At 34.2% G+C, this 26,181-nt stretch carries 26 protein-coding genes; 6 read left to right on the top strand and 20 right to left on the bottom strand.

Annotated features, from left to right (window positions below; genetic code table 11):
* Positions 1-226: 226 nt before the first annotated feature.
* Positions 227-865 carry a pyridoxamine 5'-phosphate oxidase family protein gene (locus tag JFU18_RS05890; protein WP_002012360.1) on the bottom strand — a complete coding sequence of 213 codons (639 nt, stop codon included), beginning with the start codon at positions 863-865 and terminating at the stop codon, positions 227-229.
* An 81-nt stretch (positions 866-946) separates the two neighbouring features.
* Between JFU18_RS05890 and JFU18_RS05895 the strand changes: the two genes are divergently transcribed.
* On the top strand, positions 947-1,555 hold the full coding sequence (locus JFU18_RS05895) for an NUDIX hydrolase (RefSeq protein WP_002126927.1): 609 nt from the start codon (positions 947-949) through the stop codon (positions 1,553-1,555).
* Positions 1,556-1,599: 44 nt separating this feature from the next.
* Here the strand turns inward: JFU18_RS05895 and JFU18_RS05900 are convergent, their stop codons facing one another.
* The 8 genes from JFU18_RS05900 to JFU18_RS05935 form a co-directional block, all read right to left on the bottom strand.
* On the bottom strand, positions 1,600-1,938 hold the full coding sequence (locus JFU18_RS05900) for an SdpI family protein (protein WP_201033313.1): 339 nt from the start codon (positions 1,936-1,938) through the stop codon (positions 1,600-1,602).
* A gap of 70 nt (positions 1,939-2,008) precedes the next feature.
* Positions 2,009-2,839 (bottom strand): peptidoglycan-N-acetylglucosamine deacetylase, encoded by an 831-nt coding sequence (locus tag JFU18_RS05905; RefSeq protein WP_088039229.1) that lies wholly within the window; start codon positions 2,837-2,839, stop codon positions 2,009-2,011.
* A gap of 160 nt (positions 2,840-2,999) precedes the next feature.
* A complete protein-coding gene (locus tag JFU18_RS05910; protein ID WP_201050287.1) occupies positions 3,000-3,878 on the bottom strand; it encodes an aminoglycoside 6-adenylyltransferase in 879 nt (292 codons plus the stop codon).
* Positions 3,879-4,011: 133 nt separating this feature from the next.
* Positions 4,012-4,683: an O-methyltransferase gene (locus tag JFU18_RS05915; protein ID WP_088039228.1), complete on the bottom strand. Its 672-nt coding sequence runs from the start codon at positions 4,681-4,683 to the stop codon at positions 4,012-4,014.
* A 149-nt stretch (positions 4,684-4,832) separates the two neighbouring features.
* Positions 4,833-5,552 carry a 3-ketoacyl-ACP reductase gene (locus JFU18_RS05920; protein WP_002012353.1) on the bottom strand — a complete coding sequence of 240 codons (720 nt, stop codon included), beginning with the start codon at positions 5,550-5,552 and terminating at the stop codon, positions 4,833-4,835.
* Positions 5,553-5,720: 168 nt separating this feature from the next.
* Entirely contained in the window at positions 5,721-6,794 is a 1,074-nt protein-coding gene (gene hitS, locus JFU18_RS05925; RefSeq protein WP_016103187.1) for an envelope stress sensor histidine kinase HitS, read from the bottom strand.
* Entirely contained in the window at positions 6,791-7,468 is a 678-nt protein-coding gene (hitR, locus tag JFU18_RS05930; RefSeq protein WP_002031358.1) for an envelope stress response regulator transcription factor HitR, read from the bottom strand. Before hitR ends, hitS begins: the two co-directional genes overlap by 4 nt.
* 86 nt (positions 7,469-7,554) lie before the next feature.
* Complete coding sequence (locus JFU18_RS05935) at positions 7,555-9,315, bottom strand: ABC transporter ATP-binding protein (protein WP_201033004.1); 1,761 nt, start codon at positions 9,313-9,315, stop codon at positions 7,555-7,557.
* A 277-nt stretch (positions 9,316-9,592) separates the two neighbouring features.
* Between JFU18_RS05935 and JFU18_RS05940 the strand changes: the two genes are divergently transcribed.
* Positions 9,593-10,357, top strand: coding sequence for an alpha/beta fold hydrolase (locus JFU18_RS05940; RefSeq protein WP_002135756.1), 765 nt, complete (start codon positions 9,593-9,595; stop codon positions 10,355-10,357).
* Positions 10,358-10,537: 180 nt separating this feature from the next.
* Here JFU18_RS05940 and entFM read toward each other — a convergent pair whose 3' ends face one another.
* Positions 10,538-11,824, bottom strand: coding sequence for an enterotoxin EntFM (entFM, locus tag JFU18_RS05945; protein ID WP_201033646.1), 1,287 nt, complete (start codon positions 11,822-11,824; stop codon positions 10,538-10,540).
* 595 nt (positions 11,825-12,419) lie between these two features.
* On the opposite strand from entFM, the gene JFU18_RS05950 reads away from it, so the two are divergent.
* Positions 12,420-12,590, top strand: coding sequence for a hypothetical protein (locus JFU18_RS05950; RefSeq protein ID WP_170972603.1), 171 nt, complete (start codon positions 12,420-12,422; stop codon positions 12,588-12,590).
* Between the two features lie 44 nt (positions 12,591-12,634).
* Here the strand turns inward: JFU18_RS05950 and JFU18_RS05955 are convergent, their stop codons facing one another.
* Together JFU18_RS05955 and JFU18_RS05960 are read right to left on the bottom strand one after the other, a co-directional pair.
* Positions 12,635-13,234 carry a nitroreductase family protein gene (locus JFU18_RS05955; RefSeq protein WP_016094247.1) on the bottom strand — a complete coding sequence of 200 codons (600 nt, stop codon included), beginning with the start codon at positions 13,232-13,234 and terminating at the stop codon, positions 12,635-12,637.
* 241 nt (positions 13,235-13,475) lie between these two features.
* Complete coding sequence (locus JFU18_RS05960; protein ID WP_201033645.1) at positions 13,476-14,429, bottom strand: D-alanyl-D-alanine carboxypeptidase family protein; 954 nt, start codon at positions 14,427-14,429, stop codon at positions 13,476-13,478.
* Between the two features lie 219 nt (positions 14,430-14,648).
* Here JFU18_RS05960 and JFU18_RS05965 point away from each other — a divergent pair, with 219 nt between their 5' ends.
* The 3 genes from JFU18_RS05965 to JFU18_RS05975 all read left to right on the top strand — a co-directional run bounded on the left by JFU18_RS05965 (position 14,649) and on the right by JFU18_RS05975 (position 16,525).
* Entirely contained in the window at positions 14,649-15,650 is a 1,002-nt protein-coding gene (locus tag JFU18_RS05965; RefSeq protein WP_201033644.1) for a S66 family peptidase, read from the top strand.
* Between the two features lie 202 nt (positions 15,651-15,852).
* Positions 15,853-16,194 (top strand): EamA family transporter, encoded by a 342-nt coding sequence (locus JFU18_RS05970; RefSeq protein ID WP_002086172.1) that lies wholly within the window; start codon positions 15,853-15,855, stop codon positions 16,192-16,194.
* A complete protein-coding gene (locus JFU18_RS05975) occupies positions 16,187-16,525 on the top strand; it encodes an EamA family transporter (RefSeq protein WP_002135751.1) in 339 nt (112 codons plus the stop codon). Before JFU18_RS05970 ends, JFU18_RS05975 begins: the two co-directional genes overlap by 8 nt.
* Before the next feature lie 35 nt (positions 16,526-16,560).
* On the opposite strand, the gene JFU18_RS05980 is transcribed toward JFU18_RS05975, so the two are convergent.
* From JFU18_RS05980 to JFU18_RS06015, 8 genes are all read right to left on the bottom strand, one after another.
* Positions 16,561-17,010, bottom strand: coding sequence for a DUF6376 family protein (locus tag JFU18_RS05980; protein ID WP_002012340.1), 450 nt, complete (start codon positions 17,008-17,010; stop codon positions 16,561-16,563).
* Between the two features lie 244 nt (positions 17,011-17,254).
* On the bottom strand, positions 17,255-17,476 hold the full coding sequence (locus JFU18_RS05985) for a hypothetical protein (protein WP_063217781.1): 222 nt from the start codon (positions 17,474-17,476) through the stop codon (positions 17,255-17,257).
* Positions 17,477-17,670: 194 nt separating this feature from the next.
* Complete coding sequence (gene cydC, locus JFU18_RS05990) at positions 17,671-19,395, bottom strand: thiol reductant ABC exporter subunit CydC (RefSeq protein WP_201033643.1); 1,725 nt, start codon at positions 19,393-19,395, stop codon at positions 17,671-17,673.
* Complete coding sequence (gene cydD / locus JFU18_RS05995; RefSeq protein WP_201033642.1) at positions 19,392-21,113, bottom strand: thiol reductant ABC exporter subunit CydD; 1,722 nt, start codon at positions 21,111-21,113, stop codon at positions 19,392-19,394. The genes cydC and cydD overlap by 4 nt, the downstream gene beginning before the upstream one ends.
* Entirely contained in the window at positions 21,113-22,129 is a 1,017-nt protein-coding gene (gene cydB / locus JFU18_RS06000) for a cytochrome d ubiquinol oxidase subunit II (RefSeq protein WP_016103182.1), read from the bottom strand. Before cydB ends, cydD begins: the two co-directional genes overlap by 1 nt.
* Complete coding sequence (gene cydA / locus JFU18_RS06005; protein ID WP_201033641.1) at positions 22,116-23,519, bottom strand: cytochrome ubiquinol oxidase subunit I; 1,404 nt, start codon at positions 23,517-23,519, stop codon at positions 22,116-22,118. Before cydA ends, cydB begins: the two co-directional genes overlap by 14 nt.
* Before the next feature lie 624 nt (positions 23,520-24,143).
* A complete protein-coding gene (locus JFU18_RS06010) occupies positions 24,144-25,199 on the bottom strand; it encodes an LLM class flavin-dependent oxidoreductase (RefSeq protein ID WP_002126901.1) in 1,056 nt (351 codons plus the stop codon).
* A 16-nt stretch (positions 25,200-25,215) separates the two neighbouring features.
* On the bottom strand, positions 25,216-26,157 hold the full coding sequence (locus tag JFU18_RS06015) for a ring-cleaving dioxygenase (RefSeq protein ID WP_201033640.1): 942 nt from the start codon (positions 26,155-26,157) through the stop codon (positions 25,216-25,218).
* Positions 26,158-26,181: the final 24 nt, after the last annotated feature.

Here is a 26,181-nt window from a genome sequence, read left to right on the forward strand (position 1 = left end):
ATTTGTTAACTTATTATAGTTATCAACTTTTTAAAAAGCAAGCCTATTTTTCTTCACAATTTTTAAGAATATGAATAATTATATTTTAAAATAATAAATCATCTAATACAGATGTATTCTCTTGCACATATATTCATCACATACAAATTAACAATATTCATAGTTAAAGTCTCACTCTAAAACGTTTAGAGTTTCATACTTCAACACTATATTTAAAAAATAATTTTTAATACAATCTTTCCCTATAACTTTCTTCTAAAGAACGTGCAACTTCCTCTTCTGAAGCATTCACTTTCGCATGCTCCATTAACATTTTCGGTGCTGAAGGTAGCTCTGTTTTATTTAACCATGACTCTGGATCCCACATTTTTGAACGAATAAAAGCTTTTGCACAATGAATATAGCATTCTTCTATTTCAACAACAATTCCAAGTAACGGATTGCGTCCATTCGCCTGCATTTCTTTCAAAATTTCTTCATCGTTCGTAATATATGCTTTACCGTTTATTCGGAGTGTTTCCCCAAGACCCGGAATAAAAAAGATTAACCCTACGTGCGAATTTGAAATTATATTTAAAATAGAGTCTATACGACGATTACCCGGTCTTTCTGGGATGATAATTTTATTTTCATTTAATACATATACAAATCCAGGTGCGTCTCCCCTCGGCGAAGCATCACACTCTCCGAATTTATTTGCAGTAGATAATACTAGAAAAGGCGATTTAGACAGGAAATCTACACAATGGTGATCAAGTGATGAAATAACTTTTTTCAAAGCCCGTTCACTTGGTTGCCCCAATATTTGTCGTAATTCTTCCTCAGTTGAAATTATTGATTTTATTTCCTTATTCTCTATCTTCACTAATAATCACTCCTTTTTCTTTATTTTCCCAAAATTCAATACAAATATTGTATAATAAAATTTGCAGAAAGGGGAATTAAAATGACAGAGTGGTTAACAATATTTGATCCTGAAAGAAATACACTTGGAAAGAAATTACGTGATGACGTGCATCGTGACGGTGATTGGCACGAAACATTTCATTGCTGGTTTGTAGAAAAAGATGCTGAGGATATGTTCTTATATTTCCAATTACGCTCTAAAAATAAAAAAGAAGCTCCGAATATATGGGATATTACATCAGCTGGACACATTATGCATGATGAAGATGTACAAATTGGCGGTCTTCGTGAAATTGAAGAAGAATTAGGACTTTTCTTTCAAACTACTGATCTAACATACAAAGGAATCTATAAAATAGATTATGAAATTTCAAATCTTACTGATCGTGAATTTTGTCATATGTATTTTCACAATGTAATAAAGCCACTTCCATTTGCACCAGGTGAAGAAGTAGACGATGTGATGAAAGTACATGCAACTTCTTTTCTACAACTATTAAGAAGAGAGATTTCATCTTTAACGACTAATTCTGTTTTAAACAGTAATCCGATAACGATAACATTTGAAGATATTTATCCTTATGCTCTTGAATACTATGAATTTGTTATAGTGCAAGGACAAGAATTGCTAAACAAAAATAGTTTATAAAAAAATAGGACTCCCGACTTACTTTATTCGGGAGTCTTATTTTTTTATTGCTCAAGTATCTTTAATTTTTTCTCTACTCGTATAAATAATCGTATAATTAACAACAGCATAACAATCATAATCGCTATCATTGTATGTGGATATCTAAACAGTATACTAATAACACTTCCAATTAACATCATAATGAATCCATTTTGTTTCATCACTTCTGCACTATACTTGTTACCTGCATCCCATAATTCCTTATTTTTCATAGACCGTTTCGTACGGTAACCATATGCTGCGTTAATATCCGTCGGTGGATTTTTTTGAAGAATAAGTGCCGCAAGTATAAATATAATACCAATCAATATGCTCATTCCTACGTTTACTAGTGCATCCATCAATTATATCCCCCCTAACTTACACCTTCATTATACTATACAACTCTTAAAATCCCAATTATTAACATTTTCATTTTCTCTCTTTAGATGTCTGGAACATACTTGGAAGTGTTACAAAACGTGCCCCTTTCGTTTTTAACTGCGGAATGATTTTGTCTAGTGCATCGACAGATCCTTGCAAATGTCCACCTGGAGTCGAATGTTGAAGTATGACACTTCCTGGAAATGAATTCCCTAGCACATTATTTGTAATCGTATCCGCACTTACCCCTTTCCAATCAACTGTATCAACACTCCACTGTACAATCATAAAATTTTGCTCCGTCGCCCACTTCAATTGATTTTCAAGTATTTCACCATACGGTGGACGTATAAATTTAGGAGCATAACCAGCTAAACGATTTAATATTTCTTCCGTTTTTATAATTTGATTACGGTACTCAGCCTCATTTACTTTCGCTAAATTCGGATGATTATACGTATGATTACCAATTACATGCCCTTCATTCGCGATACGCTTTACTACATTCGGAAACTTTTCTGCATTTTCACCAAGTAAGAAAAAAGTAGCTTTTACATTATATTGTTTTAACTTATCTAAAATTTTTGGCGTAAATACTAAATCTGGTCCATCATCAAATGTAAGAGCTACTTCCGCTTTATTGTATGGTCCTGAAAATGCATACGCATATTTTTCAACCCATGAAAAAGGTGTCCATGACCCCCGATTCTCTTCCTTCACTTTGACTTGATCATTTTGCGGAACATTTAATACATACGGCACTGCGTCTATATAGTTTCCATAATAAAATGAATGATATGGCATATAAGCATACGAAATATTGCGTTCTAGCCCCAAAGGAAATGGAACGAACATTTCTGGCGCATAAAAATAATACATGATAAAAACCTCCCTAAAATTTCATATGTGATTCATCTGCACTTTGTTAGAGAATTTCTTATTCATGAACAAAAATAAGACTGTCCGTAATTAGGACAGTCTTACTGCTTTATACAATTAATAAAGTGAAACTTTAATCAGTGGGGGTTTTACTGCCCGTTTATGCGGGATAAATCGATGTACTATCTTTCGGCAAAACTTTCACATGTTTTAAATAGCTTGTCACTTTGTCATCATCATCTTGCGGGTATTGATATCCATATGTGTTAGCAATTTCGTTCGCAACTTCCCTAAATAAATCACCCATTACAAAGAATGACTCCCATATATTTTCATATTCTGCATTTGAAAATGTCTTTCTAAATTGCTCCCACGTATCTTTTTCAACATATTGCTCGAAATGCTTACCAAACTTTCCGGTATTCACTGTAAAATTTGTTTTCATGCCAATATGCCATTCTATCATTACGATTAACATATCTCGCATTGGGCCTTCCAGCATTCCTTTCGCATAAGAAAGTTCCTCTCTCCATAACCCTTTCCCTACATTTGTGCTGCACCACCAAAATTCATTACAGCAATCGAAAAACTCTTTTTCTGTAGGATTTTTTATAACGTAATCTTTATCACTTGCTGGCGGAAATTCTCCAATACAATTGTCTTTATCCAGTAGTAATTCACTTAAACTATCCTGTCCAATAAATTTATTTATTAAATCAACTGGAACTAGCATTAAATCAATTCGATTCCCATCCATGAACTGCATTAAATACGGAAATTTCCCGTCTTTATCAGTTGGAAGTAACGACATTTCTTCCGGCATTTGCACAATCATTATTTCTCCAAATCTATTAATCCAACTATGATTACACGTAAAAGATTGTATATCTTTTACAACATAAATAATATCATAGTCTTGAAAACAATCTTTTTTCACATTTGGATTCACACGTGACCCATTCATGATGACAGCTCGAATTCTTTCATCCTCTTTTGCTGTATTTATAATTAAGTCTAACATTTCTTTTTCAGTTCTCATCTTCTTATAGCCTCCAAGTTTTTAATATATAATATAAAGCTATGTAAATTGGAGGTCCACGAGCTAAATTCGTTGTACAAGATACACGTTATAATTTTTGAAACTTCTTTTTCATCCCTTTTTCCTCCTTACATTACTCTGTTACGACTGCCATTACAAACCCATCGTACCCTTTACTTCCTACAGTTTGAAGCGCAGTAGCACTTACACGCGGCTCAGCAGCTATTAGCTCATAGAAATGGCGTATCCCTTGTACACGAGGGTCATTACTAGTATTGTCAATAACTTCACCTTCACGTACTACGTTATCCCCAATAATTACAGTACCAGGGCGTGATAGTTTCAGTGCCCATTCAAAATAAGCAGGGTTATTTTGTTTATCCGCATCTATGAAAATAAAATCAAATGGTTCATACTTCTCATTTTCTATTTGTTTTAAAGAATCTAACGCTAATCCTAATCGTATTTCAATTTTATCATTCAAATTGGCACGCTCAATATTGCTCCGTGCAATTTCAGCATGCTTTTCACTTGCTTCTAATGTAACAATTCGCCCTCCAGATGGCAATGCTCTTGCAAGCCATATTGTACTATATCCGCCTAGAGTGCCAATTTCTAATATGTTACGAGCTCCTTGAATTTGTACTAATAGTTGTAAAAACTTCCCTTGCGTTGGCGATACATCATGTGCCGGCAAATTAGCTGAAGCATTTGCTTGAAGAACTTCTTCTAATGTAGAGTCTTTCGGTATTAATACATCACTCATATATTGATCAACAGCCGTCCATTTCTCAATCGTACTCATGGAAATACCATCCCCTTCAAGTTTTTCATGCTTTTCTACCATTCATTTCACATTATACCGACAATTCTGCTTTACATACAAAAAAATAAAAAAGGGACACCCATTCCATTACAGAATAGATGTCCCTTCTTTGTTTATAAATTTACCCCTTACGGATTAGTAGACCAAAGTCCTGCTGATTTAATAAATGTACGTTTATTTAATTTCAGCTGCGCTACGATAAACTCTGCAATATCTTCCGCTTGCATTACTTTATCAGGGTTTCCATCAGTTAATCCTAAGTCTACAGCCATGTCAGTTGCTACTGTACTTGGTGTTAAAGCTGTTACACGGATATTATGTTTACGAACTTCCATCGCTAACGATTCTGTTAAACCAAGAACACCAAATTTAGAAGCACTATATGCACTTGTTACAGGTGCACCTTTTTGTCCTGCTGTAGATGAAATATTAATAATATCACCAGATTGTTGTTCAATCATACTTGGTAAAGCTGCACGAGTTGCATAGTATACACCCATTAAGTTTACTTGAATGATTTTTTCCCAATCAGCAACTTCTAATTCTAAAAACTTACCGAATTTAGAAATACCAGCGTTATTAATTAAAATATCGATAGATCCTAAACCGTTTTTTAATGTTTCAATTGCAGTAGTTACCTCTTCATATGAAGATACGTCAGCAGTCGCAATAACAGCTTTTACGCCTTCTGCTTCTACTTCTTTCGCAACTGCTTTTAAGTTTTCTTCTGAACGAGCTAAAAGACCAACATTTACGCCTTCTTTCGCTAATGCGATCGCTACAGCGCGACCAATCCCTCTACCTGCTCCTGTAATTAAAGCATTTTTTCCTTGTAATAATTCTGCCAAGTGTAACACTCCTTAATCTTCTCAGTTGTTTATTATATTAAAAGTGTAGCTATGTTTATGTAAAAAGGCAATGATGCACTTTTATGTGCGTAGGTTACTTATAGGTAACTATAGTAATGGTAAATGCATTTTTAAAGAAAAATAGTGTTAGAAGGCCTCCTTCTAACACTATTTTTCTTCATGATTTGGAATACGCACAATAAATTCTGTACCATTTCCTTCTACACTCTCAACTTTTATTTTTCCTTGATGAAGGTCGAGTACTTTTTTTACAATTGCTAGACCTAATCCACTTCCTCCATAAGCACGGTTTCGTGAAGAATCCGCTTTATAAAAACGTTCAAAAATATGTTGTTTCTGTTCTTCGGATATACCAATTCCCGTATCATGAATACTTACTTCCAGGAATTCTTTATGTTCTTTTAAATGAATTGTAATCGTGCCACCATTTGGTGTGAATTTAATACTGTTATGAATTAAATTAATCCATACTTGGCTCATACTTTCTTTGTCTGCAGTAACACACACTTTATCCATATCCAGATCTAGCTCAAGTCCTTTTTCATCCCAAAGAGGCTCACTATTTAACACAATTTGTTTCAACTGTTGATCTAATCGATAAGTAGCTCTTTCTGGTGAATACTCCTCTGACTCTAAAAGTGTTAGCTTCAATAAATTTTGACTCAATTTAGATAATCGCGTTGTTTCAGTTTCAATAATAGTAAGATAATGTTTTCTTTTTTCAACTGGTAGATTATCATCTTGTAGCGCTCGAGCAAATCCCTTAATAGATGTTAATGGCGACTGTATTTCATGAGAAACATTCGATACAAATTCTTGTCTCATTTTCTCCATTGCATTAAGTTCATCCGTCATATCGTTAATACTTTTTACAAGCACACCAATTTCACCATCATACTTTTCTTCATTCCGTATTTTTACAGAGAAGTCCCCTTTTGCAATTTTTTGTATCGGTTCAATGATCGTCCAAATCATCGCCTCTCGCTTCGGTCTCATTAAAATTCCGATTAATGTCCAAATAAGAACGATAAAAACAAAGCCGACCATATCACTAATTAGAAAAGTAATAAAAGGCGATACGTTTATTTCAAAAGCTTTCATTACACTAGACGATACAAAAAAGGCTATTGACCAAATTATAGTAAGAAAAGCAAAGAGCGCTACTATCGCCCCCATTACTTTTAACATCTTCATCTTACTCATTCTTTCTCTTTTTCTCATTTACTTACCTCTAAGCGATACCCTAAGCCCCTTATCGTCCTTATACTAAACTTTGATAGCTCTTCTTGAAACTTTTCACGCAACCGATTAATATGAACGTCTAGCGTGCGTTCATTCCCTTCAAAATCATATCCCCATACGTCTTCTATTAATTGCTCTCTTGAACAAGTTCTTCCCGCTTTAGATCCTAATGTAAAGAGCAACTCAAATTCTTTTAGCGGCAGCGTCACCGTTTGTTCTCCAACGTTAACTTCAAATGTTTTACGATTTAACAGTACATTCCCAACTTGAATAGATTGCGATACTGTAATTTGGTAACGTTTCAATAATGCCTTCACTCTCACAACTAATTCTAAAGGATCAAATGGTTTTACAAGATAATCATCTGTTCCGAGGTGAAATCCTTTTACTTTTTGAGATGTTTCACCTTTAGCAGTCAGCATAAGAATTGGGATATCATAGTATTTTCTTAATTCATAACATAAATCAAACCCATCCATATTTGGCATCATAATATCAATAATCGCCATTTCGACTTTCACTTCTTCTATTTTTCGAAGAGCATCTAATCCATCAACGGCCTCATATGTTTGAAAACCTTCTCGTTCCAAAAATACAGAAACAAGTTCTCTAATGTGCGGATCATCATCTACAATTAAAATTTTGGGTATCAAGGAATCATATCCTTTCTGCTTAACATACTTTTTAGCACTCTAAAATCAACAAACAGTGAAGTGCCCCTTCACTGTTTGTTTTCATTCTATAATGCTCCTTCTTTAATTTTCAATTGTTGCATTGCAAATTCACGGTACATGTCATGTGTCCGTAATAACTCATCATGTGAGCCACTTCCTGTAAGATTCCCTTTTTCAATAAAGATAATTTTATCTGCATCTACAACAGTAGAAAGTCTATGCGCAATAACTAAAGTTGTTCTACCTTTCATTAAGTTATTTAACGCCTTCTGAACAACCGATTCCGATTTACTATCAAGACTTGAAGTCGCTTCATCTAACATAAGGATTTGCGGATTTCGTAGTAACGCTCGAGCAATCGCAATTCGTTGTCTTTGCCCTCCAGAAAGCTTCACACCACGCTCTCCAACTTCTGTTGCGTATCCACTTGGTAAATCATGAATAAACGCATCAACATACGCCATCGCTGCTACTTTTTCAATTTCTTCATCCGTCACTTCACCCTCAACACCGTAACAAATATTATCACGAATCGTTCCATCAATTAACGGACTATCTTGTGAAACGTAACCAATTTGACGTCGCCATGATTGTAATGAATATGCTGTAATTGGTTCTTTCCCTAATTTTATGAAACCACTAGTTGGCTCATAAAAACGTTCTAACAGCGAGAATAAAGTTGTTTTTCCGCTACCACTTGGTCCTACAATCGCCGTTACTTTTCCAGATTCAATCGTGAAGTCGATATTTTTCAAGATTTTCTCTTCTTCGTTATACTCAAAATGTACATTTTCAATAACGATCGGCTGCTTCGCATTTGTAACATTCATACCTGTTTCATGATCTTCTACTTCATATTCTAAAATCGTATTAATTCTTTCGGTTGCACCAATTGCTTTTTGGAACTGAGTAAAGAACATAGATAACTGACTCATCGGCATAATAATTTGAACTAAATACAAAATAAATGCTACAAGTTCACCTGTTGTTAATGCACCACTAGAAACTCGCATTCCACCATACCCTACGATAATAACAAGCAATGCCATTAAAACAAACGACATAACAGGTGAAATTAATGCTTGCACTTTTCCTTCTTTCAAACCAAATTGCAATAATTTTTGGATACCTGTATTACCTGTTTCATATTCTTTTTTTTCCGTATTTGAAGATTTTACTAAACGAATTTCTGATAGTACTTGTGTTAATACACTAGTAAAAGAAGCCGTTTCATCTTGAAGTGCTTTTGAAATCTTATACATTTTCCGTCCAAGTGGAACTAAAATTAGTACCGATAATGGAATAACCGTTAAAAGTAAAATTGTCATTTTCCAGTCTAAAACAAATAATACAATTAATGACCCAATAATTGAGATACCGCCTGTTAATAAGTTTGACAAATGCTCAGAAATTAATGTTTTAACAACACCTGTATCATTTGTCATACGACTAATTGTATCTCCCGTTCTGTTTTGATCATAATAAGACACTGGTAAAATAAGTACCTTTTTCCACAATCGTTCTCTAAGTCCAGCTACAATTTTTTGTCCAATATAATTCAGTAAATAAATTGACAATCCTGCAGCAATTGTTTGAATAATAAAGAATGCAATTAATCCAAAAATTTGTCCCGTACTAATTGAAGAAAGTGAAAAATTATCAACTAAACCTTTTGTCAGCATTGGAATAAACAAACTCGCTCCAGTAGAAAGTAAGCTCATTATTAATGCAAAAATAAGAATGCCTTTCGGTGGATTTGTATCTTGAATGAGACGTAAAAACTGCCTCCAATTCCCTTTTTTCTTTTCTGTATTCCTAACTTCCATTGTCGTTCATCTCCTCGTTATAAACAAAACTATTCTTTCTAAAACTAGAATACGCTATAAATGTAAACTGAATGTAAACACACTTTTTTCTAATTTTACAAAATATACATATAAACTCATCTTTACAACAAGTATAAATATCTGATATTATTACCTGGTACTTATTATTATTCTATGTAAATTATAGACTACGCATAGAAAATATATAACTAATTTTATTAATTAGCTAATTTAAAACACTATATAAATCTCCGAAGCATTGAAAGGAGTATCCTTTTTGCAAACAAATAAACATTCCGAAAAGGAAACAATCATTTTTATTCATGGATTAGTTGGAAATCGCCGCGCCTTCAAAAAAGAGCATAAACGATTTTCTGCCTCCTACAACATTATAACTTATGATTTATTAGGTCACGGCGACGATAAAGGAGAAGCTATCGACTTTTCAATACAGCGCCTCGTAGATCAATTATTGAACTTGTATGAAAAAGAGGGAATTAAAAAGGCTCATATTTGTGCTCTAAGCTATGGCTGTTATATCTCTACGACATTTGCACAAATGCATCCAGAAAAAGTATTGAGCATTTGTCATATTGGTGGACATTATAATAACCCTTCTCGTTTATATAATGTTTTTCAGAATTTTTGGGAAAAACGTGGTGATGAATATTCATCTTGGCTTTCTCAGTATGCTAGTACTATTTTTCCAAGTGGAATACTAAGGGCAAATCCGTTCGCTGTTATTTCCCGAAATATTTATTACCGTTTCGGATTACAATTACACTCGTCCATTATTGCTGAGTCATTACGACACCGCTTAGAATTCGACTTAAAATCTAAATTAAAAGCACTTCCCCATCCTATATTATGGGTGATGGGAGAACATGATCATCTCTATAAATCGTGTCTCTTTGATTTGAAGTCCATTCTTCCGAACGTTTTATATAAAGAAATTCCATTAGCAGGTCATGCAGCAAACTTATTCCGTCCAAACTATTTTCATGATTTATATGCTAAGTTTTTGCACGGGAAATTGACATAAAGTCAATCTTTAATGAGTGGGATTATCCACCCCCACTCATTATTTTCCCGAACCCCAATGAACTTTGAAGCGTGATAAACACTACTATACTATTAGTTTATCTAAATATGAAAAAGGCTTCCCAAGTTTCCCTGGAAAGCCTTTTCTCTATACGAAAAGTAGTATATAAACTACTTTTTCTTAGTATGCTTTTGTGTAACCTGTTAGGTGTTTAGCCCAGTAAGAGTTATTAATTGAACTAATTCTTACACCAACATTTTCATTCTCTGCACTAATGAACTGACCGTTTCCTAAGTAAACACCCATGTGAGAAAGACCTGATTTATAAGTGTTAGAGAAGTATACTAAATCACCTGGTTGTGGATTGCTAGTTTTTGTTTTAGAGCTCCAGTATCCAGCAACTGTTTGACGAGCGCCTTTATGACCAGTTTGATTTAATACGTAGTGAATGAATCCACTGCAGTCAAAACCAGCAGGTGTTGTACCACCAAATACATATTTTGAATTGTTTAAAGATCTAGCGAATCCAGCGATTGAAGATGTATCTCCACCTGTTGGTGCTGTTGGTTTTTGTACTTGATTAGTACCTTCGTTACCACCAGTAACTACATTGTTCACTCCGCCTTTTACAAACTTCACAAAGTCTGCACTTACGTAACCTGTACGGCCGTTATGGTTAATTTTATACCAACCATTTTCAGCGCCAGTAACGTTTAATACTGTACCGTTTGTTACCCCACCAATTACAGGGTTATATGTAGCTGGACCTGTACGTACTTTTAAAGCTCCTGTATTAACAACATATGAACCACCAGTTTGAACTGTAGTAGTATTGTTGTTGTTGTTTGTAGTTGGTTGCTGTGTTTCGTTAGATACAGCTGAACCACCTTTTGTTACGAAGTCTTTACTTACGTATCCAGTTCCACCATTGAAGTTAATTTTAAACCAATCTTGAACTTCACCTACAACTTGAACTGTTTTCCCTTTATTTACAGAACCTAAAACAGTATGAGATGCACTTGGGCCTGTACGTACGTTTAGTGAAGAAACGTTTACTGTGTAAGTACCTGTTCCTTGTTGAACAGTAGTTCCTTTATTGCCACCAGTTGTTACGAAGTCCCCACTTACATAACCTGTTTGACCATTTACACTAACTTTGAACCAACCGTTTTCTTGTCCAATTACTTGAAGTACTTGACCTGCTTTTACTTTAGAAATAACGTCATGTCCTGTACCAGCACCTGAACGTACATTTAATACATCAGCTGTTACCGTGTATTTTAATTCAGAAGTTGTTTCTACCTTTTTTGTTTCAGTTACAGTCGTTTGAGTTTGAGTTTGAGTTTGAGTTTGTCCATTAATTTCTTTTAGCGCATCATTTGAAACTTGTGCATGAGCAGAATCCATTCCAGGAACTGCTACACCTACTACAGATGCTGCTGCTAAACCTGCGATTACTTTTTTCATAAGTTGTCTTTACTTCCTTTCCCTACTATCCTCTTGAGAAAACTATAAACTTAGTACTTTACAATATTATCAAAGTAAAATATTCATCCAGTTCCATTTTTTAGCAAGAGTTTTATTTTTCACACATCGTTTATTTTAAACGATTGAAGTGAATTTAGTGTGAACTTCATGTGAACTTTATCATTAAACAGTGTGTTTTTGCAACGATTTTTTCAAATTCCTTATGTATTACATCAAAATTTAAAATTTCATACGTTATTTCAATATAGATTTTACACTTTCTATCTAATATGAAAATTCCATTAATCTAATACATAAACACAATATATTTTTCTAGAAAGTTCTTTTTCATGAGGCACACTCTTATCATGACAAAAAACACTTTATTAATCAATAGTATAATATTTTAAGAAAATGAATTCTCTATACTATGTATAATTTTAAACAACGCGATGATTTGTAAGATTTCACGCCCCCTCGAGAGCACTCCCATACTAAAAACACAATTGACTATTTCGTTTCTCTACTAAATATGGAATTATTAGGGTTTTATTGATAGAATATGTATAATCACATAAAAAGAGGAGTTGCATTTGTGGAAAAAATAATAGACGATCACATGAATAATAATATCGAACTTTACTCTGCTCTTACTCACTTATTATCGTTTACAACGTTTAAAAAGGTAACAATCATTGAAACAAAGAAAAACGAACTAAAAGAGCAAATGAAAACAATTCAGCATAAAAACTCATACCATGTATAAAAAGGTGAACAGATTATATCTCTGTTCACCTTCTATTTTTTATTTTATTTATAAATTTTCACACGAGTTTCTAATGGCTGATATTCTTTATCTCCTGCAGAAACTACTGGTTTACCAAATGGCATTTGCGCAGTTAACTTCCAGTTTGCAGGTACATCCCATTCTTTCCTTACTTCTTCATCAATCAACGGATTATAATGCTGTAGTGTAGCACCAAAACCTTCAATCTCTAATGCTGTCCAAATCGCAAATTGCAACATTCCAGAAGATTGCTGAGACCATGTAGGAAAATTATCTTTATATAGTGCAAAGTTCTCTTGCAAACTTTCTACTACTTTACTATCTTCGAAATACAAAACTGTTCCATAGCCATTTTTAAATGCATTCATTTTCTCTTCAGTAGGTGCAAAATTATTTTCAGGCACAATTTTTCGTAACGTTTCTTTCGTAACATTCCATAATTTGTCGTGTTGTTCACCTAGTAATACAACAACTCTTGCACTTTGAGAATTAAAAGCCGAAGGTGTATGTTTCACAGCATGATAAATCACTTCTTGAATTCTTTCATCAGAAACTACTTGCTCTTTACTAATCGCGTAAATAGATCTTCTGTCTTCAATTGCTGAGTAAAAATCTTTTGCCATTACAATTCCCTCCAATTTTCATTTGAGGCAGTATCATATGTACGAAGCATATAATGCCTCTCGAACTTATTATTAATAAGTTCTTAACTTAATAATATCAACAAACAAAAACAAACTCAAATGATATCACTTGAGTTTCCCCCCCATACTCCCAAAATTTAAAAAACAGCTTATTATCACCAAAATCAAGGTTCAAATAAACTGTCTGTCTCTTTTTATAGCAATTAACTTAATTCTTCACCTAATTAACCAATTGAAAAGCATAGGACATCAGCTTCTGTGTTTCTGTAAAACGTTTTGTTTTACTTTTTGTCCCCATAACAACTGTAATAATGCGATTATCACCTTGTTTTGCAGTACCTGTAAAACAATACCCTGCGCTATCTGTAAATCCTGTTTTTAATCCGTCTATTCCTTCTATATATAAAGCTTTATTATTTTTGTTTAACATCTCATTTGTGCTTGTAACATTAACATTATTAAATGCTAACTGACTTTGACGTAAGTGAGTCACTTCTAATATCTCTGGATAGTCTTTTATAAGATGATACGCTAATTTCGCTACGTCAGCTGCTGTCATTTTTGTTTCACTTCCGTCGGGCTCCTGCAATCCGGAAGCATTCGCGAATTTAGCTTTATCTGACATTTCTAACTGCTTTGCTTTTTCATTCATAAGTTGAACAAAGTTTTTTTCTGTCTTAGCTACATGTTCCGCTAAAGCGACAGCCGAATTATTAGCCGATTCAATCATTAACGCATGATATAAGTCCTTAACAGTTAATGTATCATTTGCTTGCATCGGGATTTTTGCACCCTCTGTTTGTGCCGACTTTGCACTTATTTTCACTGGATCTTCCCAGTGGACTTTCCCATTATGTATACTCTCTAAAACGAGATATGCTGTCATCATTTTTGACATACTAGCAGGGGCAACAGCTTCATTTTCATTATTTTGATAAATAACTTCTCCATTACTCGCATCGATAATAATAGCTGCTTTTGCATCAATTTCTGGTGGTATATATTTTGGTGGAACTACTTTTTCAGATAGCCCTGTTTTAGGTAGCTCTGCCACTTGTAAAGGCTGAGTATCTACATTTGTTTCACTCTTTTGAACTCCTTGGAAAAAGAACCAACATATACCCAGAATTACTACTAACAGGATTGTTAATCTTCCCCATTTTAACCGCTTCATTCTAAAACTCCTTTAACAAACCTTTTATACACTCATGTTTAACCATAACAACAATTACTTTATATCGTCAAGGTAAAAAGCATATTTATTCATCTATAACAATTATAATTTCAACCTCGTTCTCTTTTTCATATGTGTTACACTAAAAACAACGAAATATAAGAATATTCAATTATATTTAAACACAAAAACACTATATAATAGAAAGGATTTATACAAATGATACTTCCAAAAGCATTAAAATATGGCGATACAATTGGCATCTACTCTCCCTCTTCACCAGTAACCTATACTTCTCCAAAGAGATTTGAGCGAGCAAAATTATACTTAGAACAGAAAGGTTTTCATATATTAGAAGGTTCACTAGCAGGTCAATATGATTATTATCGCTCCGGGAGCATTAAAGAACGTGCTGATGAATTAAATGACTTGATTAGAAACCCTAACGTCTCTTGTATCATGTCAACAATTGGGGGACTGAATTCAAATTCATTATTACCTTATATTGATTATGAGACTTTTCAAAAGAATCCTAAATTAATGATTGGCTATTCAGACACAACAGCATTATTACTAGGTATTTATGCAAAAACAGGAATTCCTACATTTTATGGTCCAGCACTTGTTCCTTCTTTTGGTGAATTTGAGCCTTTCGTAGATTGCACGTACAAATATTTTGCGGATACTTTATTAACTGATCAACACCTTCCTTACAACATAAACCAGCCGTTATTTTGGTCAGATGAATTTATTAATTGGGAAGAAAAAACGAAAGAAAAAGATCTTCGACCGAACAATTGGATTTCAGTAATTGGTGGGAAAGCTACTGGACGTATTATTGGTGGGAATTTAAATACTATACAAGGTATTTGGGGTAGCCCCTATATGCCACTTATTCAAGATGGTGACATTCTCTTTATTGAAGATAGCTCAAAAGATGCAGCTACTATCGAAAGAAGTTTTTCATCACTTAAAATTAACGGCGTTTTTGATAAAGTTTCAGGTATCATCCTTGGAAAACATGAGCAATTTGATGATTGTGGTACAAATAGAAAACCTTACGAAATATTATTAGAAGTATTACAAAATCAAAAACTTCCTTTTCTAGCCGATTTTGACTGTTGTCATACTCATCCAATGATTACTTTGCCAATAGGTATTCAAGTAGAGATGGATGCAACAAATAAAACGATACAAATTATAGAACAGTGGAAAATCTAACTCTACTAGCTCTATTATTTTCAGCTCTAAAGCTACGCATTGCCTTCTATTGTTTTACATTAGAAGACATGATACTATATATTTTGGAATGTGAAGAAATAAACAAAAATCATTTCAATATGCCTTTTATATATAATAAGAAGCTATTGATTATATACATCGAGTTTACATACGTGTATATAAAGTAAAAGAGAGTGAATATATGAAACCAACTATTAAAAACTATGTATTTCTACATGTAGCCTTCTTGATATATTCTATCATTATGGTTTACATGAAATGGGCATCTCAATTCCCTATTGCATCAATTTCATTTTTTATTGCTTACTTCGGACTTGTTGTACTTTTATTCGGATATGCAATTCTATGGCAACAAGTCATTAAGAACTTTGAAATTTCTAGAGCATATTCACACCGTGGGATTATCATACTATGGTCAATGCTTTGGTCAGTATTCCTGTTTGGAGATACGATACAGTGGAATCACATACTTGGCGCAGCTATTATTATCGTCGGAATTGTGGTGGTGACAAAAGATGAATAGTTATATGTTATTATTGATATTTGGGATAATTTTAGCCAATTACTCACAAATATTATTAAAAAAGGCTACTTTACAACAATACGATTCTAGAATAAAAGAATATGTGAATCCTTATGTTATCATCGGCTACTTTTTATTTGTAATTAATGCCGGATTAAATGTGATCGCCTTAAAGGGCATGGCATTAAAGCAAGCATCTGCATTAGAATCATTAAGTTATATCATCATTTTAATTTTCAGTTGGTACTTCCTAGGGGAGAAAATCACGAAACGAAAAATCATTGGCAACATTATTATTGTCATTGGTGTAATCATCTATTGTATTCAATAACAAAAAGATCCGTTTATCATAAACGGATCTTTTTGTTATTGCCCTAAATTTTGAACCTTATCTTTCAAATCACGAACTTGTTCTATCGTCTGCATAAGCTCAGAGTTTTTAAACTGCTCTACATTCATTTTCCCTTCCTCTATCTTTGTCATAGATGTATCAATTAATGTATTTAACTTTTCATTATACCCGACGATTTGCTGGTGAAGATCCTTCGCTACATCTGGTGGTGTTAATTCATTAAAAGCTGGTATATCTTGTTTAATTTCAGTAAGTTTCGTTTCTAGTTCTTTCCGGGCTTCCCCATCATTAACGGCCTTTTCTGCTAATGCTGGCGCTTCATTTGCAAATGCACTTATTTCATTTACATAGTCTGTCGCTTTTTGAGCGTAATCTATGGAGTTCTTCCCTTCCTCTACTAGCGAACATCCCATCAAACCAATTGAAACTACAATTGAAAGTAACATTGTTTTTGTAAACTTCATTTTTACCTCCTAAATAATTTCCATACTTTTATTCATTTATAAACACTTTATTTTCTTCTTATACACTTTATCACATCATATCTTATTTTTTAATCTTCCTCTTATACATTCTAGAAAAATCATTATTATCCTGTTCAACATGTACCTCGAAACTATCTTCATTTAAATATAAAAACAGACATACTTATTTTTCAGTACGTCTGTTTTCCAGGTACGTATAACTCTCACTAATTAAAGTTTCTCTTTATCCTCTCACATGCCCTATTACTGTTATAATATCTATGTCTATATGTACACTAATAATATCTTCTATAATGTCTGTATATCCTTGGCCTAAAGGTGTTCCGTAATGTAATAAAATTTCTTTTTTTTCATAAACTGACTTCGGTACTGTAAAAATAAATTTCCTCAGATTCCGCTCATCAGCAGGCTCCAAAATTAAAACAATGCCATCCTCTTCAAACATATAATCACGCCTTCCAACAATCCATTCACTATGGCTCAAGTATTGCCTTGAAAGGATAGATTTTAAACACCCTTTCTAACAATATATAACCATTTCATGATCAAATAGCTTATACGGCTTATATGATTTCACCACAAATACAAAAAACACGAACCTTGAACTACCAAGAATTTGTGGTTTTTTGCATTTCATTCCTATATACCTTTATCAAGCTCATATAACCTACGATATTTCTCATTTTCTTTCAGTAGCTGTTCGTGACTACCTTGCATATCGATTTGGCCACTATCAAGGAAAATAACTTCATCTACATGTTCAATTCCTACAAGATGATGTGTAATCCAAATAACAGTCTTTTCTTCTGTTGCAGAAAACATTGTTTCTATTAAGGCTAATTCCGTTTTAGGGTCTAAACCGATAGTCGGTTCATCAAGCACAATAATCGGTGTTTCTTGCATAAGAGTTCTTGCAAATGCTACCCTTTGCCTTTCTCCGCCAGAAAACCTCTTTCCCATTTCATGCATTTTTGTTTGTAATCCATCAGGAAGAGAAGCAATGTGTGGTGCTAGCTGTGCTTTCTCTAAAGCTTTCCATATCTCTTCATCATTAGCCTCTGGTTTACCGATCCGCACATTATTTCCAATTGTCGTATCGAATAAATGTGGTTTTTGGTTTAATACAGAAATATATTTTGACAAAAAATCCGTACGAGCTTGTTCACCATTCAATATAACTTGGCCATTCACCGGACGTAGTGCACCAGTTAACAATTTTAGTAAAGTAGATTTCCCTGTTCCACTTCTACCTAAAATAGCAATTTTCTTTCCTGCCTTTATTTGCAATGATACATCTTTTAATACAGGTTCATTACTATCCGGATAATTATACGACACATTACTCAGTTCAATATCTATATGTTTTTGTGCAACGTAATCTTTATCTCCAGGTAACTCATTTCCATCTTGCAAAATGATATCACTTTCTACGCTTTTAAGCCTATGAGCAGATTCTACATAAGATGGAATTCGATCAATAGCATCTGATATAGGGATAAGCGCATTTGTCACAGATAATGTCATTAATACGAAAGCTGCGATAACTGTAGGTGCAATCTGTTCACTTGCCGCTTGATTTCCAGTCCACATAATCATTGAAATAACTACAATGCCGACTGTTAAATGAATGATACTGTCTCGAATATGGTACCAGCGTTTCACTCTCTTTTCTGTCTTTAACAACTGGACATTTTGCGCTACATACTCATTAATAAATTCATCTTTTCTACCACTCGCCTGCCAATCAGATAATCCAAATACAGCATCTGTCAATTGTTGATACAAACGATTTCTTCCTCGCTTCAAAGCAACATGATGTCGTTTCATCAAAAGTAGTGATACGAATGGGAGAAGAAAAACAATAACAGCTAACATACAAGCTGCGATAAGTGCAAATACTAAGTCAAATGCACCTATAACAATTACGAAAATGCTATATACAACTAACGCTAATATACTAGGGAATATTGTACGTAAATATAGATTCTGTAAATGTTCTATATCATCAGACAATACACCTAGTACATCACCAGTTTGAAATCGAGAGCGGAAAAATAACGCCTGTGGTTCTACAATTCTATATAGTTTTGTTCTCATTTTTTCTAAAATTCGTAGAACGACGTCATGCCCTACTAAACGCTCTAAATAATGAAAGACAGCTTGCCCTATACTAAACGCACGCGTTGCAACTATAGGAACATATACAGCCATTACATTTTCTGGTCTGAGAGCAGATTTAGAAATTAAATAACCTGAAATGAAAAGTAGCATCGCACCTGAACTAACTCCAAGAAGCCCGAGGAAAATAGTCAACGTCATTCTACCTTTATTTTGCTGTATATAAGGTTTAATCCAATTACTCATCGCTCTCCCCTCTCTTCCCTATGAAAATGTAATGTCTCATTCTTTAAAAGTTCTTCATATGTTCCACTTTCTTTAATTTCCCCTTTATTTAAAATAAGAATATGATCCATTTGCTTCATCCAATGCAGACGATGCGTTGCAAGAAATACTAACTTACCTTCAAACAGACGTAACATCGATTGCTTTATTTCAAATTCAGTTTCAATATCAAGATGTGCTGTAGGTTCATCTAATAAAATGATTGGCTTTTTACTTAAAAGTGCACGTGCCATAGCGACACGTTGTTCTTGTCCGCCACTAAGCATACGTCCACCTTCTCCAATTCTTTCGTACATCCCCTGTGGTAATGATGCAACGAGCGAACGAAGACCAACTTCATTAATAACTCTCTCAACTTCTTCATCAATTGTATTCGTTTCATAGAAACAAATATTATCTTTTAATGAAAGCGGAAAAATATAAGGTTGCTGCGGAATATAAGCAATATTTTTTTGCCAATCTTCTCGAGTAGATTCACCAATTTCCACACCATTTACTAACATCTTCCCACCCGAAGGCGGTAGAAATCCTGCTAACACATCGATTAACGTTGATTTCCCTGCCCCACTTTCACCAATAATGCCTATAGCACCGTTACCTTGCCAAGTAAAATCAATTCCCTCTAATATAGCCTTTTCAGATTCATCATTATTTACTTTTACATCTTGTAATTTCAAACTACTAGAAGAATTCCATACTATATCTACATTTGAATCTTTCTTTTCTATTTCTTTTTGTTTCTGTAAAATTTCTTCTATTTGCTCCATTGCAAGTTGTCCATCTAATGTAGCATGATAATTCGCTCCAACTTGCTTAATCGGCAGAAAATATTCCGGCGCTAAAATTAAAATCGTAAGAGCTGGCAACAGTATAATTGTCCCATCTATTAACCGTATCCCTAATCCAACTGCTACAAATGCAATTGATAAACTCGTAAAGAAATCTAATGCAAAAGAAGAAAGAAAAGCAACTCGCAAAGTACGCATCGTTGCTTTTCTATATCGTTTACTTACTTTTTCAATCTTTCCTTCGTGCTGTTTACTTTTCCCTAAATACTTTAATGTTTCTAATCCTTTTAACGTATCTACAAAATGATTAGAAAGTACACGATATGTCTCATATTGGCTATCCGCCATTTTCTGCGCTGCTAATCCTAGAAGGATCATAAATATGATCACAATTGGAATCGTTACAACTAAAATGATTCCAGACTTAATGTCCAGTGTAAAAACATATAGAACAATTAGCCCTGGAACGATACTACTTCTAATCATTTTAGGAATTGTCAATTCAATATATGTTTTAAATTTCTCAATACCTTCTATCGATAAAGTAACCAGATGACCAGTCCCATTCGTTTGGACAAATCTCGGCCCTAACGTAAAATATGCTTCTATTAACTGTTTACGTAATGCAAATCCTGTTTTTTCAGCGAAACGCTCCACCAATATTTGCGATGTTCGCACTAACATTTGGCGTGCTGCAAACGTGATCCCAAAATAAACAGTTTCATTTAGCACAGCTTGCACTGTTTCTCCATAAAATAAAAATGTGATTGCTCGTGCTAAAAATACTGTCTGCGCAATGATACTACACGCCTCTAAAATGCTAATAAGACTTAAAGTTACATATAAAACTCGGCTACCAGGATACGACGGAAGTCCTCTTTTTCTTTTCATTAGTACTCCAAATCTTTGTCTGACTTAACAGGTTGTCTAAATACATAGAAACTCCATATTTGACTACCGATAACAAACGGTAAAATAGCAAGAGAAAAATAGCTCATCAATTTTAATGCATAAGGTCCTGATGCCGCATTATAAATTGTCAAATCATTTACCGCTCCTAATGAGCTAATCATGACACGCGGGAACATACCGATGAACACACTTGCACTTAACAAAATGATTGTTAAACTCGTCATAAAGAAAGCCCAACCATCTCTTCTTCTTTTATTTAATAAAGTAGAAACAAATAGCGCTACAAAAGCTCCAATTGGAACCATTAGCCACTCTGAACCATGTGCGGTGAAAATATCTGTTTTCCATAACCCTACAGCTGCAAAAACAAGAAGTGTTATTAATGCAAAAGGTGCAATCTTTGTCGCGGCAATACGTGCGCGTTCTCGTAATTTCCCTGTTGTACGTATAGTAAGGAATTGCAAACCATGAACAATACATAGAAGAAGAAACATAACTCCCCCAAGTAACGCAAATGGGTGAAGTAATTTCATGAACCCGCCTACCATATTTTTACTTTCATCAATTGGTACACCTGTCATAAAGTTTGCGATTGCAACTCCCCAAAGTATGGGAGGTAACAAACTTCCAATAAACATGCCCCAATCCCAGAAACTCTTCCATTTATGATTTTCTATTTTCGCACGGAATTTAAAGGAAACACCTCTTATAATTAATGCAAGAAGCATAAACACAAATGGAATATAAAACCCACTAAATAAAGTTGCATACCAGTGCGGAAATGCCGCAAACATAGCGCCACCAGCACAAACAAGCCATACTTCATTCGCGTGCCAAAACGGCCCAATTGTATTTAAATATATACGTTTTTCCAAATCGTTTTTCCCTAAAAACCTTGAAACGATTCCTACACCAAAATCGAAACCTTCAAGTACAAAGAAGCCAACGAATAAGGTTGAGATAATTAGAAACCACAACTCATTAAGAGATAACATACTCTTCCTCCTTATCAAATGGATCATGGCTTTGATAATCCTTTTTCGTTTTCTTATTCGCATGTCCTTTAATGATACGAACGAATAAGTAAACAGTAATTCCTCCAACAATTAAATATAGTGATGTGAATGAAACAAGAGAGAATAATACTTCTCCAAATGAAACGTTTGGAGATACAGCATCTTCTGTTTTCATAACACCGAAGACAACCCAAGGCTGACGTCCCATTTCAGTCATAATCCAACCTACTGTATTACCGATAAACGGTAGTGCAATTGCATATACCATTATTTTTAAATACCAAGGGTTTTCAGTTAAGCGATCTTTTCTTGATAAGAACCAGCCGTACATTCCTAAAAGAAGCATGAATGTTCCACTCATTACCATCGCTCTAAAACTCCAGAACATAGTATGTACTGGCGGAATATAATCTCCAGGTCCATATTTTTCTTCATATTGTTTTTGAATTTGGTTCATCCCTTCAACTTGACCGCTAAATTTATCGTATGACAATAGACTTAGCATATAAGGGATTTGAATTTCAAACGAATTTTCTTTCTTCTCTGTATCAATTTTTGCAAATACTGTAAATGGCGCTGGATCCTCACTCGTATTCCATAATGCTTCAGCTGCTGCCATTTTCATCGGATGTGACTTAATTAAATTTTGTGCTTGTGCATGACCGAAAAATAATACGAATGCTGTTGTAATTGTTCCAACAACGATAGAAACTCGGAACGATTTTTTAAACACCGCAGTTTCTTGACCTTTTGATATTTTCCATGCACTTACACCTGCAATAAAGAATGCACCAGTTGCAATTGCCGCTGTAATTGTATGCGGGAATTGTACCCATAATTGTGGATTTTGAATAATCGCCCAAAAATCATTCATTTGCGCACGTCCATCTGCTGCCATTTCATATCCTACTGGGGCATGCATAAATGCACTTGCAGTTAAAATCCAAAATGCTGATAACATTGTTCCTATTGAGAGGAGCCAAATACATAAAAGGTGAACTCGCTTCGGAAGTTTATCCTCACCGAATACCCATAAACCTAGGAATGTAGACTCAATGAAAAATGCTAATAAACCTTCAATTGCAAGTGATGGTCCGAAAACATCACCAACAAAACGTGAATACGTTGACCAGTTCATACCAAACTGAAATTCTTGTAAAATACCTGTTACTACACCTACTGCGAAGTTAACAAGGAATATTTGTGTCCAAAACTTTGTCATCTTCTTATAAATTTCTTGTCCCTTTACCACATACAACGTTTGCATTAACGCAATGATAAAAGCTAAACCTATAGACAGCGGAACGAAAAAGTAATGAAAAATCGTTGTTGATGCAAATTGTATTCGTGCCAATTCGAGCGTTTCCATGCTAAAGTCACTTCCTTCATATTTTTTTATATCGTAATATCGATTGAATTGTATGAATTCACTTCATAACGAACAATTCAATCATTTGGAAATACAAAAAGATAAATTCGTTTATGTACTTTCTGAAAATATAGATTGTCAGTTTTTTAGATAATTACAAAAGAACTTTCTTCATACGATTTACCTTTTCACTATTTCAGTAGTGTTTTATTCGTTAATCGAATTGTATAATATACTTACATAATAAATTCAGGTGATTTTTGACGTATTATTGACAGGATTTTGTCTGAAATATGTCTTTTGTAATTTTTTTGAATTAGATTTCTCACATTTTAAAAACGTACTTTTCAAACATACAACACACTCTTATATCAATTGTTATTATGTTTTTCTCTTCATACGCTTGACTTTCCCTTTGAAAAATGTCCTCGAACCAAACCTAAAAACACGTTACATTTTTGTCAAGAGAAAAATGTATTTCCAAAATTCAAATCAACAATATTGTTATTCACAAATAGAAAAAACTCCCCTTTCTCTAGACATAAAATTCGTTTTTTTGTCATTTTTCAAACAGACTAAATAAAAAAGTACCGAGAATAAATTATATTCCCGGTACTTTAATCATTATTTCGTTGTATATTTTCTAACAGCCGGCATAATTTCGGTAGCAATTAATTCAATGTTTTTCTCAATCTTATCAAATGGTACACCGCCAAAATCAATCTGTGCCATAAAACGTTGCTGTCCAAATAATTCATATTGATAAAGCATTTTTTCAATAATTTGTTGCGGGCTACCAATCATTAACGCATCACGGTGATCTACTGCGTTAGTAAATTGTTGTTTTGGATACCCACCACCGCGTAGCGCAAGCATACCAGCATTAATATGAGGATAATATTCACTAAGTGCATCTTGTGAATTTTCTGCTGTATAAAATAAACTTGTTGTTGCAATTGGTAATGTTGCTGGGTCAAAACCACTTTGCTCAGCTGCTTCACGATATGCATCAACCGAAACTTTAAAATTAACAGCTGGGCCACCAAGTGTCGTAAGCATCATTGGTACACCTGCGCGTCCTGCCTTAATTGCACTAGCAGGTGGCCCTCCAACAGCACGCCAAATTGGCATATTGTTATTTTTAGCTCTCGGTATAATTGCCGCATGTTCAAGTGGCGTTCTAAACTGCCCTTTCCATGTTACACTTTCTTCTTTATTTATTTTTAATAAAAGATCCATCTTCTCTTCAAATAGTTCTTCATAATAATTTACATCGTAACCAAGTAAACTATATCCCCCAATACGAGATCCACGACCAGCAACGATTTCAGCACGACCATTAGAAATTAAATCAATTGTGGCAAAATCCTCATATACACGAACCGGATCTGACGTGCTTAATACTGTTGCAGAACTCGCGATTTTAATGTTTTTCGTAGCTTGTGCAATAGCTCCTAAAATAACTGTATGAGCTTGCGTTGTAAAATGCGCTTGATGACTTTCACCGACAGCAAACACATCAATTCCAGCTTCATCTGCTAACTTAGCTGTTTCAATTAGTTCATGAATTCTTTTTTCTGCACTTATTTTCGAACCATTATGCGGATTTAAAATATGATCTCCAATTGAATATAATCCAAATTCAATTCCCTTACTTGTATCAATACGGTATTTTTCCATAGTTGCTCTCTCCCTTTTAATAAAGCGGTATTAATTTCTCTTCAATCTCTTTTCTTCTCTCTTCTAAAAATGGTGGTAAATCCAGCTCTTTTCCTAATTTTTCAACTGTTGAATCTACTGTAAATCCTGGTCCATCCGTCGCAATCTCAAATAAAATGCCATTTGACTCACGGAAATATAAACTTTTAAAATAAAAGCGATCGATAATCCCTGTTGATTGGAACCCTTTATCTTTCACCGCTTCATTCCAATAACTCAGTTCTTCATCATTTTTCACACGAATAGCTAAATGATGAATACTTCCTTTTCCTGGTCTTTCACTCTCTCCATCTTGCTGTTTCACCAAAATTTCTCCAAAAGATTGACCATCGATAGATTGATAAATCCCCTCATCGTCTGAACGAGATACTTCTTTATAACTAAACAAACCTGTTAATGTTTTTGATAATTTATTTAAACTGCGCACTGTCATTTCAACTGTTCCCATGCCTAAAATACGATGATTCTGCTCTACAGAAGATTCATCCCATGCAGTCCAATATTCAGGCACCTCTTCATCTTTATTATTTAACAGCACTAACCGTAGACCATCTGGATCTTCAAGGTGCAGTGCGTCTCTTCCGGCGTAAGTTGTAATTTCCCCATGCGCCACCTGGAGTGACTCAAAACGTCTCTTCCAAAATGTAAGACTTTCTATTGAAGGTACGAGCAAGCCTATTTGTGTTATTGCATTTGTACCACGGATTGTTCTACCTACATTCGGCATTTCAAAAAATGATAATTCAGTTCCGGCACTCCCTGTTAAATCACCATAAAACAAATGATACATAAATGGATTATCTTGATTGACTGTCTTTTTCACCCGGCGTAATCCTAAAACATCTCGATAAAAATTATTATTCGTTTTCGCATTTTTAGTCACCATAGAAATGTGGTGATGTCCTGGAATTGTATACATAAAACTTCCTCCTCTTTATCACTT

This window comes from Bacillus sp. TH22 (assembly GCF_016651015.1).
GTDB lineage: Bacteria > Bacillota > Bacilli > Bacillales > Bacillaceae_G > Bacillus_A > Bacillus_A mycoides.